Annotated in this window: 10 protein-coding genes; 6 read left to right on the forward strand and 4 right to left on the reverse strand. The window is 65.4% G+C overall.

From position 1 onward, the window contains the following. Positions 1-35 precede the first annotated feature (35 nt). The gene (gene chrA, locus NGM28_RS07090; RefSeq protein ID WP_252089404.1) at positions 36-1,406 is read right to left on the reverse strand and encodes a chromate efflux transporter; all 1,371 of its coding nucleotides are present in this window, start codon (positions 1,404-1,406) and stop codon (positions 36-38) included. Positions 1,407-1,709: 303 nt separating this feature from the next. Between chrA and eprS the strand changes: the two genes are divergently transcribed. Together eprS and NGM28_RS07100 are read left to right on the forward strand one after the other, a co-directional pair. Further along, positions 1,710-4,709 carry an autotransporter serine peptidase EprS gene (gene eprS / locus NGM28_RS07095; protein ID WP_252089406.1) on the forward strand — a complete coding sequence of 1,000 codons (3,000 nt, stop codon included), beginning with the start codon at positions 1,710-1,712 and terminating at the stop codon, positions 4,707-4,709. A 176-nt stretch (positions 4,710-4,885) separates the two neighbouring features. Continuing rightward, positions 4,886-7,870 carry an autotransporter outer membrane beta-barrel domain-containing protein gene (locus NGM28_RS07100; RefSeq protein ID WP_252089724.1) on the forward strand — a complete coding sequence of 995 codons (2,985 nt, stop codon included), beginning with the start codon at positions 4,886-4,888 and terminating at the stop codon, positions 7,868-7,870. A gap of 131 nt (positions 7,871-8,001) precedes the next feature. On the opposite strand, the gene NGM28_RS07105 is transcribed toward NGM28_RS07100, so the two are convergent. Continuing rightward, positions 8,002-9,399, reverse strand: a complete 1,398-nt coding sequence (locus tag NGM28_RS07105) for a purine-cytosine permease family protein (protein WP_252089408.1) — start codon at positions 9,397-9,399, stop codon at positions 8,002-8,004. Between the two features lie 262 nt (positions 9,400-9,661). Here NGM28_RS07105 and NGM28_RS07110 point away from each other — a divergent pair, with 262 nt between their 5' ends. The 4 genes from NGM28_RS07110 to NGM28_RS07125 all read left to right on the forward strand — a co-directional run bounded on the left by NGM28_RS07110 (position 9,662) and on the right by NGM28_RS07125 (position 11,778). Beyond that, positions 9,662-10,549: an EamA family transporter gene (locus tag NGM28_RS07110; RefSeq protein ID WP_240063133.1), complete on the forward strand. Its 888-nt coding sequence runs from the start codon at positions 9,662-9,664 to the stop codon at positions 10,547-10,549. 127 nt (positions 10,550-10,676) lie between these two features. Next, positions 10,677-10,997, forward strand: a complete 321-nt coding sequence (locus NGM28_RS07115; protein ID WP_011534182.1) for a YbjQ family protein — start codon at positions 10,677-10,679, stop codon at positions 10,995-10,997. 141 nt (positions 10,998-11,138) lie between these two features. After that, the gene (locus NGM28_RS07120) at positions 11,139-11,327 is read left to right on the forward strand and encodes a hypothetical protein (RefSeq protein ID WP_011534181.1); all 189 of its coding nucleotides are present in this window, start codon (positions 11,139-11,141) and stop codon (positions 11,325-11,327) included. A gap of 145 nt (positions 11,328-11,472) precedes the next feature. Further along, the gene (locus NGM28_RS07125) at positions 11,473-11,778 is read left to right on the forward strand and encodes a hypothetical protein (RefSeq protein ID WP_252089410.1); all 306 of its coding nucleotides are present in this window, start codon (positions 11,473-11,475) and stop codon (positions 11,776-11,778) included. Here the strand turns inward: NGM28_RS07125 and NGM28_RS07130 are convergent. Together NGM28_RS07130 and NGM28_RS07135 are read right to left on the reverse strand one after the other, a co-directional pair. Continuing rightward, on the reverse strand, positions 11,769-12,191 hold the full coding sequence (locus NGM28_RS07130) for a group II truncated hemoglobin (RefSeq protein WP_240063132.1): 423 nt from the start codon (positions 12,189-12,191) through the stop codon (positions 11,769-11,771). The two genes, NGM28_RS07125 and NGM28_RS07130, sit on opposite strands and share 10 nt — an antisense overlap. Before the next feature lie 100 nt (positions 12,192-12,291). Continuing rightward, the gene (locus tag NGM28_RS07135) at positions 12,292-12,624 is read right to left on the reverse strand and encodes a hypothetical protein (RefSeq protein WP_213657101.1); all 333 of its coding nucleotides are present in this window, start codon (positions 12,622-12,624) and stop codon (positions 12,292-12,294) included. Positions 12,625-12,692 lie beyond the last annotated feature (68 nt).

Consider the following 12,692-nt stretch of genomic DNA (forward strand, 5'->3'; position numbering starts at 1 on the left):
AGTTGAGTGACGGTCAGATGACAGGCCTGCTGGTATCACGCCCGCAACAGGTGGACTGCCAGCCCGGTCAGGGCGCAGGCAAGCAACACTTGAATCACACCCCGCTTGAAGCGGAACAAGGCAATGGCTGCGGCAACTGCGATCATCGCCGAAGGCCAGTCGAATGCCCCACTGAAACCGTCCGGCCAAAGCACGTGGTAGCCGAAGAACAGGGCGAGGTTCAGGATCACGCCCACTACAGCGGCCGTGATCCCCGTCAGCGGTGCGGTGAATTTCATCTCGTTGTGAGTCGACTCCACCAATGGGCCACCGGCAAGGATGAAGAGGAACGACGGCAAGAAGGTGAACCAGGTGACGAGACTCGCCGCGACTGCGCCGGCAAGGAATGGGTGTTCCACACCGAACATCGGATGCACATACCCCCCCACGAAGCCGACGAAGGCGACCACCATGATCAGTGGTCCTGGCGTGGTTTCCCCCAAGGCGAGGCCATCGATCATCTGGGTCGGCGTCAGCCAGCCGTAATGCCCGACAGCGCCCTGGTAGACGTAGGGCAGCACCGCGTAAGCACCACCAAAGGTCAGCAGTGCGGCCTTGGTGAAGAACCAGCCCATCTGCGTCAGGGTTGCGCCCCAGCCAAACGACAGCGTCAGCAGCCCCATGGGCAGGACCCAGAGCGCAGCACCGACCAGCAGCAAGCGCACTAAGTGACCCCAGCTGAATCGGGCATGCTCGGGAGCCGGAGTGTCGTCATCAATCAGCGCCGGGCCATAGTTGCTCTTTGCGGCTCCATGACTGCCACCGATCACGAACTTGCCTGGGGCAAAGCGCCCTCCCACATAGCCGATGATGGCGGCAACCAGCACGATCAGCGGGAACGGCACATCAAGGGCGAAGATGGCCACGAACGAGGCGCCGGCCATGGCCCACAGCCAGCCATTCTTCAACGCGCGCGAGCCGATCCGATGGGCCGCGTGGACGACAATGGCCGTGACCGCTGGCTTGATGCCATAGAAAATCCCCGCGACGACCGGGACCTCACCGAAGGCGACGTAGACCCAGGACAAACCGATCAGGATGAACAGCGAAGGCAGCACGAACAAGGCGCCAGCAATCACACCGCCCCAGGAACGGTGCATGAGCCAGCCGATGTAGGTGGCGAGCTGCTGGGCCTCGGGGCCAGGCAACAACATGCAGTAGTTCAGCGCGTGCAGAAAGCGTTTCTCGCTGATCCACCGCCGGCGCTCGACCAGCTCCTGGTGCATGATCGCGATCTGGCCGGCGGGCCCGCCAAAGCTGATGAACCCCAACTTGAGCCAGAACAGGAAGGCTTCGAACAAGCCGATCGGCCGTTGGGCCGCCCGCGAGGGTGGCTGTTCGCTCACTGTGGAGGTGGTATCAATCATTTCTCGGGACGCCTCATTTGCATTGGGATCTCATGGCGCATTCTGAACAACCTGGCGTCGCGTTGAACAGCGGACGCCGCTGTCGGTGCATCAACGCCGATTGACATAATGTGACCAATTTCAGAAGCTCACAATTTTTGTAACCGAAGGCTACCTTGTTGGCCTGAGACCGAAGTAACCTGACCAGGCGCGGGCAACCGCCTCTGATTCGATAGGGCCGCACACTTGCGGCCGAACAATGCTGTGCACACAGGTCGACCAGGAACGGTCGACCCGACAACAAAAACAAGAGAAGTCATCGACATGGATGTGAGATGTGATCAGCTCAAGACGCTGACGGGCACCCTGTGCCTGGCGTTCGCCACCGGGCTGCCGCTGTCGGCTGCGGCGGCCTATCAGGAAACCGGCCGCCCAGGCGACCCCGCCAGCTGGCGTTCGGCCGAGTATCAGCAGGACTGGGGCCTGGAGCGCATGCAGGCGAGCCAGGCCTACGCCGCCGGCATCACCGGCGCCGGGGTCCGCATCGGTGCCCTGGACTCGGGGTTCGATGCCGCCCATCCCGAGGCCAGCCCCGGACGTTTTCACGCGGTGACCGCCACCGGCCAATATCTGGACGGCACCCCGTTCAGTGTGTCCGGGGTGCTCAATGGCGCCAACGACAACCATGGCACCCATGTCACCGGCACCATGGGCGCGGCCCGTGATGGCCTTGGCATGCATGGCGTGGCCTTCAATGCCCAGGTCTACGTGGGCAACACCAACAAGAACGACAGTTTCCTGTTCGGCCCCGGCCCCGACCCGAAGTATTTCAAGGCGGTCTACGATGCCCTGGTGGATGCCGGGGCGCGGGCCATCAACAACAGCTGGGGCAGCCAGCCCAAGGATGTCAGCTACCAGACCCTGGGTGGCCTGCGCGCGGCCTACGCCCAGCATTTCCAGCAGGACACCTGGCTCGACGCCGCCGGCGACGTGGCGCGCCGTGGCGTGGTCAATGTGTTCAGTGCCGGCAACAGCGGCTATGCCAATGCCAGCGTGCGCTCGGCGCTGCCGTACTTCCAGCCGGAGCTGGAAGGCCACTGGCTGGCGGTGTCGGGCCTGGACAAGAACAACCAGCAGAAATACAACCAGTGCGGCATCGCCAAGTACTGGTGCCTGGCGACCCCCGGTGCGGCGATCACCAGTACCATTGCCGGAGGCGGCTACGCCACCTACAACGGCACCTCGATGGCCGCGCCCCATGCCACCGGCGCCTTGGCCTTGGTCATGGAACGTTATCCCTACCTGAACAACCAGCAGGCCCTGCAGGTGCTGCTGACCACCTCGCGTCAGCTTGATGGCACGCCGACCCAGGGGCCCAGCGACCGGGTGGGTTGGGGCGTTCCGGATCTGGGCCGGGCGTTGAACGGCCCCGGGCAGTTATTGGGTGAGTTCGATGTCAACCTGGGGCGCGGGCAGGGCGATAGCTGGAGCAACGGCATCTCCGACCAGGCCCTGGTGCAGCGTCAGGCCGAGGACGCCGCGGAACGCCAAGCCTGGCAGCAGACCCTCAAGGATCGCGGCTGGGAGCATGGCCTGGCAGCGGGAGCCAGCCAGCAGGATCGCAGCGACTATGCCGTGGGCATGGCCCGCGACGCGGCTGCCGCGCAGCGGGCCTACCAGGGCAGCCTGGTCAAGTCCGGGGCCGGCTGGCTCGAGCTCACGGGGGACAGCAGCTACCGCGGCCCAACCCGGGTCGATGGCGGGTTGCTGGTGGTCAATGGCAGCCTGCAATCGGCGGTGACGGTCAACACAGGCGCTACCCTGGGCGGCAACGGGCGCATCGGTGCCCTGACCGCCAGCGCCGGGGGCGTGGTGGCACCAGGCAACTCCATCGGGACCTTGAATGTTGCCGGCAACCTGGACTTGCAGCCGGGCTCGACCTACCGGGTGGAGCTGTCGCCCACGGCCAGTGATCGGCTCATCGTGGGCGGCCAGGCCAGTGTCGCTGGCGCCAATCTGAGCCTGGAACCCCAGGCGCGGCCGAACCTGTTGGCCGGTGGCCCGGTAGCCAGCCTGGTAGGGCGCCAGTTCGACATCCTGCAGGCGGCGGGTGGCGTCAACGGACGCTTCGCCCAGGTCCAGCCCGCTTACCTGTTTCTGGGGACCGTCCTCGATTATTCGGCCAACGCCGTGCAGCTGGACATAACGCGCAGCGGCACGACATTCGACAGCGTCGGTGTCACGGCCAACCAGCGCGCCAGCGGCGGCGCCGTGGAGCGGCTGGGGCCGGGCAATCCCGTGTATGAAAGCCTGCTGCTCTCGACCTCGCCGGACCAGGTCCGGGACGGCTTGCGACAGCTGGCCGGGGAAATCTACCCGGCGCTGGACTCGATGCTGCTCAGCCAGGGTTCGGTCTTGCGCGATGCCTTTGGCGAGCGTGTGCAAGGTTCTGCGCTGAATGCCAATGCGTCCGGAACGTCTGCGGGCGGGCCAGGCTCGACCCAGCTCTGGCTCAAGGGCCTGGGCAGCTGGGGCCGCATCGAGGGCGTGCAGGGTACCGAGTCCTATACCAGCTCCCTGGGCGGCATGCTGCTGGGCCTGGATCGTGACTTCGACGAGCAGACCCGGGCCGGCCTGGCCGCCGGCTACAGCGACAGTTCCCTGGGCATGGGCGGCAGCCACTCCCGGGCCACGGTCGACAGCTACCACCTGGGCGCCTATGCCCGCCACGACTTGGACCAACTGCGCTTGAGCCTGGGTGCCAGCTACAGCTGGCACCGCGCCGAGGTCCGGCGCGACCTGGCCTATGGCGAAGTGTCCGGCCGCCAGCGCGGGCGGGTCGATGCCCGCAGCCAGCAGTTGTTCGCCGAAGCGGCCTATCGCCTGCCGTTGTCGACGGTGCAGTTGGAGCCCTTCGCCAACCTGACCTTCCAGCATCTGGACCGCGACAGTTTTCATGAGAAGGGCGACGCCGCGGCGCTGCATGCCGGTGACGAACAGCGTGATGCCTGGCTCAGCACCTTGGGCCTGCGCGGGCGCCAGCAATGGCAAATGGGCCCGCAGCAGGATGTGCAACTGGCGGCAAGCCTGGGCTGGCAGCACCGCCTGAGCGGCACCCAGGATCGCGAGCACCTGGCCTTCGCCGGCAGCGACCAAGCGTTCCGGGTGGAGACTGCGCCAGCCTTGCGCGATGCCGCGCTGGTGGGGCTCCAGGCACGGGTGGGGCTGACCCGCGACCTGGACCTGAGCCTGGACTACCAGGGGCGCCTGGCCAGTCGTGAGCAACAGCATGGCGCGGGGCTCAACCTGCAATGGCGTTTCTGAAGCGCCATGGCACGGGGGGTGCCAGGCGTTGCATTACGGAGTTTTACCAACGCGGTTTTTCATCAATGCAACTAAGGAAGGTCGTAGTGAAGCAAGTCAGAAAGGATGACAGCGCGTTCGCGCAGGGCTGGGCCCTGGCCCCGCTGGGTCGGGCACTGGTGGGCTGGGTGGCGCTGATGGGCACGGCCCAGGCCGCGCCCTACGTGGAGAGTGGCCGCCTCGGCGATGCCGGCAGCTGGCGCAGCGACGAATTCAAGGCCGACTGGGGGCTGGGGGCGATTCACGCCGACAGCGCCTATGCCGCCGGCTTCAGCGGCAAGGGGGTGAAACTGGGGATCTTCGACCAGCCGGTCTACGCCCCGCACCCCGAGTTCGCCGGCAAGGACAAGATCGTGACCCTGGTCACCAGCGGCATCCGCCAGTATACCGACCCCTATATCCCGGTGAAGGCCGGCGATGCGTTCCGCTATGACGGCAGCCCGTCGGTGGGCTCGGACGGCAAGCTCGGCTCCCATGGCACCCACGTCGGCGGGATCGCCGCCGGCAACCGTGACGGCGTATCGATGCACGGCGTGGCCTACGCCGCGCAGATCATCAGCGCCGACAACGGCGACCCCGGCCCCGAGGACGGTATCGTCCTGGGCAACGATGGCGCGGTGTACAAGGCCGGCTGGGACAGCCTGGTGACCAGCGGCGCGCGGATCATCAACAACAGCTGGGGCATCGGCATCACCGATCGCTTCGCCAAGGGCGGCCGCAACCCGGATTTCCCGCATTTCACCGTGGACGATGCCCGGGCGCAGTTCGCGCAGATCCAGCCGCTGTTGGGCACGCTGCCCGGTGGCGCCTATGACGGAGCCATCGCCGCCGCTCGCAGCGGGGTCCTGACGATCTTCGCCGCCGGCAACGACTACAACCTGAACAACCCTGATGCGATTGCCGGCCTGGGCTATTTCGTCCCGGACATCGCGCCGAACTGGATGACCGTGGCGGCGTTGCAGCAAAACCCCGACACCAGCAGCGCCAACCCGTACCTGGCCAGCACGTTCTCTTCCCGTTGCGGCTATACCGCGAGCTTCTGCGTATCGGCCCCCGGCACCCGGATCTACAGCGCGGTGATCGGTGGTACCAGCCTGGCAGACCTGACCCAGGGCTACGCCAACAAGAACGGGACCTCCATGGCCGCGCCCCATGCCGCCGGCGCGGCGGCGGTGCTGATGGAGCGCTTCCCCTACATGAGCGGCGCACAGATCGCCAGCGTGCTGCGCACCACCGCCACCGACATGGGCGCGCCCGGCATCGATGCCTTGTACGGCTGGGGCATGATCAACCTGGACAAAGGGATCCGTGGCCCGGGCATGCTGGTCACCGAGCAGGACATTCCCGAGGAGTTCCGCATCGCCGGTGGCTACGGCCCGAGCCAGTTCGTGGTCGACCTGCCGGGTATCGGCGCCGTGGTGGATGCCGGCAAGCCGACCCAGCGGCTCTGCAACGGCCTGGGTTGCGGGCTGGACCTGTGGAGCAACGACATCTCAGGCCATGGCGGCCTGACCAAGCAGGGCATCGGCACCCTGGTGCTCAGCGGCAACAACACCTACTCCGGCCCGACCCTGGTCAACCAGGGGCGCCTGGCGGTCAATGGTTCGCTGCAGTCGACGGTGGCGGTCAATGCCGGCGGCGTACTGGGCGGCAATGGCCGGATCGGCGCGCTGGTGGTCAACCCCGGTGGCGTGGTGGCGCCAGGCAACTCCATCGGCACCTTGCAGGTGAGTTCCGACGTGACCTTCCAGCCGGGTTCGACCTATGCCGTGGAGGTGGATGCCACGGGCAGCGACCGGCTGGTCAGCGGTGGCAAGGTCTCTCTGGGCGGGGCGAACCTGGCCCTGGACCTGCAGAACCCCGGGGTTTCGCTGCAATCCCAGCAGGCGCCGAGCCTGCTGGGGCGTCAGTTCGACATCCTGGATGCCGCGGGCGGCGTGCAGGGCAGTTTCGCCAGCGTGCAGTCCAACTTGCTGTTCCTCGGTGGCGGCTTGGCCTATGGCGGCAACGGGGTGCAACTGGCGGTGCAACGTAGCGCCAGCTTTGCCAGTGTTGGCTTGACCGCCAACCAGCGTTCAGTGGCCGCGGCCGCCGATCGACTCGGCGCGGGCAACCCGGTCTACGAGAGCCTGCTGTTGTCGACCGATGCCGCCAGCGCCCGGCAGGCGTTCGATCAATTGTCCGGGGAAATCCACCCGGCGGTAGGCAACCTGCTGCTCAACGACAGCCGCCAGCTGCGCGACGCCATGGGCGAGCGTACCCGTCTCGCCGCGCCGACCGTGGATGGCCAGGGCAACGGCCTGTGGGTCAAGGCCCTGGGTGCCTGGGGCAAGGCCGACGGTGATTCTGGTCGGGCGCGCTACAGCACCTCCATTGGCGGCCTTCTGCTGGGGGCCGACGGGCAGGTGAGCGAGGACACCCGCATCGGCGTCTTCACAGGCTACAGCGACAGCTCGCTGAGCATGGGCGATGGTCGTCATTCCTCGGCCAGTGTCGACAGCTACCACCTGGGTGCCTATGCCGGCAAGGAACTGGAGCAGGTGCGCCTGAGCCTGGGCGGCAGCCACAGCTGGCACCGCATCGATACCAAGCGCGAGCTGCAGTACAACGAGGTCAGCGATCGCCTGAAGAGCAAGCGTGATGCCCAGAGCACCCAGGTGTTCGGCGAAGCCGCCTGGAAGGTCGCCGTACCGGGTATGGCGTTGGAGCCGTTCGCCAACCTGGCCTATGTGCATATCGACAGCGACAGCTTCAAGGAACATGGCGGTGCTGCCGCGCTCAAGGGCGGGCAGGATAACCGCGATGCCTGGCTCTCGACCCTGGGCATGCGTGCCGGCAAGCAACTGCAACTGTCCGGCGGCCAGGCGGTGGAGCTTTCCGCTACCCTGGGCTGGCAGCACAACCTGAGTTCCACCGGATCTGACCAGCACCTGGCCTTCGCAGGCCAGGGCGATACCTACAAGGTGCAGGCGCTGTCCCTGGATCGTGATGCGGCGGTGGTCGGCTTGCGGGCGGGGGTTGCCTTGGGGCGTCAGGCCCGGGTCAACCTGGACTACAACGGGCTGCTGGGTAGCCGCGACAACAGCCATGGGGTCGGCCTGACCCTGGATTGGGCGTTCTAAGGCCCTGGCAACCGATAGACAAGGTGTTGCACCCGCCCCACGAACCTGGCAACAGGGTCGTGGGCGCGGTCAAGTCGACGGAGTGCGTTCAGCGCCATGAGCGAGAGGCACCCCATCGCTTCTACAAGTGATCAGCGTGCCTCAGGCACGATGATGTGCGACGGCGCCTCGCCGGCGCGACGCCGAGCCACGCAGTAGTACAGCACGCTCGGCACCACCAGCCCGATCAGCCACGACACATCCACGCCGCCCAGGTGCGCGACCATGGGCCCGGTGTACAGCTTGGTGTCGATGAAGGGCATCTGCACCAGCACGCCAAAGGTGTAAACCGTGATACCCGGCCAGTTCCAGCGCCCGTAGCGGCCGTTGGGGTCGGCCAGCGCCGGAATGTCGTAGCGCTCTTTGGTGATGAAGTAGTAATCCACCAGGTTGACCGCGCTCCAGGGCACGAAGAAGGTCAGCAGGAACAGGATGAACGACTTGAACGCACTGAGGAACGAATGCTGGCCGAGCAGGGCGACCAGGGTGGCTGCGCCGACGATCGCCAGCACGAACACCAGGCGCTGCAGGCGGCTGATCTGCAGGTGGCCACGCAAACCGCTGATGATCGTGGCGATGCACATGAAGCTGCCGTAGCTGTTGAGGGTGGAGATGGTCACCTTGCCGAAGGCGATGCAGAAATACAGCAGCGCCGCGGTGGTGCCGGCACCGCCCAGGCCGACGATATAGGCCACTTCGCGTCCTGAGAACTGGCCGCCGGCAATGGCGGCGGCGAACACCCCGAGGATCATCGAAGCCTGGGCGCCGATCACCGAGCCCAGGCCGGCGGCGAGGAAGGTCTTCACCGGCGACGTGCTGCTGGGCAGGTACCGCGAGTAGTCGGCCACGTAGGGGCCGAAGGCGATCTGCCAGGACGCCGCCAGCGACACCGCGAGCAGGAAGCTGCCCCAGCTGAAATGGCGGTTGGCGAGCAACTGGCCGATGTCGGCGAGCATCAGGATGCGGCTGAACAGGTAGATGAAGGCGATGATCCCCAGCACGCTGGCCAGGCGCCCGATCCAGTGGATCACCCGGTAGCCGGCCAACGTGGCCAGCACGATCACCCCGGCGAAGATCAGGATGCCGGTGCTGTCGCTGACACTGAGCAACTGGCCGATGGCCTGGCCGGACAGCACCGTGCCGGTGGCGGTGAAGCCCAGGTACATCAGGCACACCAGGGCCATGGGTATGGCCGCGCCATAGACACCGAACTGCACCCGGCTGGAAATCATCTGCGGCAGCCCCAGGCGCGGCCCTTGGGCGGCGTGCAGGGCCATCACCGTACCACCGGCCAGTTGCCCGATCAGCAGGCCGATCAGCGACCAGAACACATCGCCGCCCAACACCACGGCCAGGGCGCCGGTGACGATCGCGGTGATCTGCAGGTTGGCTCCCAGCCACAAGGTGAATTGGCTGTACACCCGTCCATGGCGTTCAGACTCAGGGATGTAGTCGATCGAGCGCCGCTCGATTACAGGTTTGCTGGACATTGGGGGAGGGCTCCGCTTCGTTGTTTTTGTGAGGGGCGGCGGCCATCGGCGCAACGCAGGGCGGATGACCGAGGTTTGATATGAGCATGTATATACAAGTCAGGTCAAGTGAAGGATTACACCCATTTCAGCCCCGTTTCCGGGGCCATGACAGCCGACTGTTGCGCAAGGCTGAAGGCCAACTGTGCTGGTCCATGGCAGGTGAATGACCTTATGCTGTTACGAAATATTTCTATAACAGCCTGTAGAAGGAATGCGTGCAATGCCACTCAAGGACCTGCTGATCGCCCTGGTGGTGATCATCGCCTGGGGCGTCAACTTCGTGGTCATCAAGGTTGGCCTCGATGGCCTGCCACCCATGTTGCTGGGGGCATTGCGCTTTCTGCTGGTGGCTTTCCCGGCGGTCTTGCTGGTCAAGCGGCCGAACCTGCCCTGGCGTTGGTTGATCGCTTATGGCGCGACGATCTCCCTGGGCCAGTTCGCCTTCCTTTTCCAGGCGATGTACAGCGGCATGCCACCGGGGCTGGCCTCGCTGGTGCTGCAATCCCAGGCGTTCTTCACCCTCGGTTTCGCCGCGTTGTTCCTCGGTGAGCGGCTGCGCCTGGCCAGTGTGCTGGGGTTGCTGGTGGCGGCCAGCGGGCTGGCGGTGATCGGTAGCGAGAACAGCAGCCACGTGCCAGTGATCGCCTTGCTGCTGACCCTGTGCGGCGGCGCCATGTGGGGCATGGGCAACATCATCACCCGGCGCTTCGGCAAGGTCGACCTGGTGGCCCTGGTGATCTGGGGCGGGTTGATTCCACCCTTGCCATTCCTGGCGTTGTCCTGGTGGCTGGAGGGGCCGGAGCGGATTGGCCATGCCCTGGTGAATATCAGTTGGAGCTCGGTGCTGGCGCTGCTCTACCTGGCCTTTGTCGCCACCATGGTCGGCTACAGCCTGTGGAGCACGCTGCTGTCACGCCACCCGGCGGGCAAGGTGGCGCCGTTCTCGTTGCTGGTGCCGGTGATCGGCCTGAGTTCTTCCGCCGTGCTGCTGGGGGAACGCCTGAGCACGGCGCAGTGCTGGGGGGCGTTGCTAGTGATGCTGGGGTTGCTGATCAACGTGTTCGGGCCGCGCCTGGGGCAGCGACTGCGCGCCGCTACCGCCCATTAAAAGACGCCACAGTTCCTGTAGGAGCCAGCCTTGCTGGCGAACCCAGTCGCCGCGGTTCGCCAGCAAGGCTGGCTCCTACGTGCGTTTAATTTGTTAGCATCGCCTTCTTTTTGTAAGGAGCAACCCCATGATCATCAGCACCACCAGCCAGCTTGAAGGCCGCCCCGTCGCCGAGTACCTCGGCGTGGTCAGCGCCGAATCGGTGCAGGGGATCAACTTCGTGCGCGATTTCTTCGCACGCTTTCGCGACTTCTTCGGCGGCCGTTCGCAGACCCTGGAGAGCGCACTGAAGGAGGCCCGCGAGCAGGCCACCGAGGAACTCAAGGCGCGGGCACGGCAGTTGCAAGCCGACGCAGTGGTGGGGGTGGACTTCGAGATCAGCATGCCGTCGGTGCAGGGTGGCATGGTCGTGGTCTTCGCCACCGGCACGGCGGTGCGCTTGAAGTGATGTAAGTTTGCCATCGGTCGGGGAATGCCGGATTGTCCGACAGGTCTGCAAATGACCAACTAGTCTCACTTCATCGGACCGCTGTTTATCTAGGCAAACGAGCTGTTTGCCGGCACGGTCACCGCTTGAGGGAGTCTGGGCATGAGCGAATCCTATTTCGAAGACCTGAACGATGCTTTCCCGATCAACAACCAGGTGCGCTGCGGGCAGTCGTTCCTGCGCCTGGGCTTCGCCAACATGACCCTGGACGAGACCGAGCAGTTGCCACCCGCGCACCTGCAGCGCGCCAAGAAAGGCCGCTTCACGCCTCGCTTCCCCGCCAGGAAGTAGGCCGGCACACACAGCGCCCCGCCCAACGGCGGGGTTTTTTTTGCATTCCTTGATCCTGCTCATGGTATCGGTGTGTCGCCCTCGCCGCAGGCTTGCGACTGTGCTTTTCTTGCGCGGCATTTGACCAAACGGAGTATTGATTTCAATGCGAATCAGGGAAGAGACCTACTGGCAGTGGGCCGATGCGCAACTGCACAGCCGCAGCCACGACGAAGAACTGAGCGATGGCACCAGCCTGGATGTGCAGGTGCGCTTGTCGCGTCTTGGCGCCACGCAGTTGTTTCTCGGGCTGTATGCCAGTAACGGCAAGGCCTTGCTGGAGGAGTACTACCCTGCGCGCCCCGGCGAGACCATGACCCGTGCGCTGGTCTGGGGTGTGGACCGCGCCCGTGCGCTGGCCACCGGCGCCGTACCGTTGCCGGAGCGGGTGCCGCACCGGCTTCAGGCCTGAGCGTGGCGGTTGCGGCTGGCCTGGACGATGCGCTCGGCAGGCACCCGCAGCTGGCGCAGCAGGTACTCGGCGAACTCGCCTGACCAGGGTTGCAGGGCAATGGCCTGGGCCATGCAGTCGAGCCAGATGGCGCTGTGGGCCTCGCTGATCGGCCATTGCGCGTGGAACGAAGGGATGGCGATCGAACCGTAGCGTTCGCTGTACAGGCGCGGCCCGCCCAGCCAGCCGCTGAGAAAGCACGCCAGCTTGTCACGCGAGCCGGACAGGTCGTCCGGGTGCATGCGGCGCACGCTGGCGGCTGTTGGGCTTTGTTCCATCAGCCGGTAGAAGTCATCGACCAGCCGGCGCAGGCCATCGATGCCGCCAGCGGCCTGGTAGGAGGCGTCATCGGTGCCGAAGGCAGGGGTGTTCATCGGGCGCTCCAGGTGAAAAGAGCTGCATTCTAGCAGGCATGAAAAAGCCCGGCGGTTCAGGCCGGGCTCAAGAAGCGGCGTACTACTGGTTGAACCTGTTTCAGTTCAGCGAGTCGATCACCTTGATTGCCTGCCGCTCACGGGCCGCAGGCCATTCTTGTTGCAGGGTCTCGAGCACGCGGCCGACGAAGGTGATGTCGGCGGCGGCCTTCTTGCCGACGTAGCCCTGGCCACGGCGGTAGACCTTGAAGCGGGCGCGCATGCTGGGCATGTGCGATTCGAATTCGGCTTCGACCGTGTTGGGCGGCAGGCGGTCCAGGCGGACCTCGCCGGACTGGCTGACCCACAGCAGGTGGTCATCGAGGCTGTCCTTGCGCGCGGCGAACAGCTGGGCCAGTTGGTGGATGGTCGGATTGTTGTTCAGGTTCATCATATCAAAGCCCCCATTACTCTATTCGTCGGTGAATTTCGCAGGTGAAGTTCACATTCGGCGCTACACCA

This window comes from Pseudomonas sp. MWU13-3659, assembly GCF_023757525.1.
GTDB classification, from domain to species: Bacteria; Pseudomonadota; Gammaproteobacteria; order Pseudomonadales; family Pseudomonadaceae; genus Aquipseudomonas; species Aquipseudomonas entomophila_E.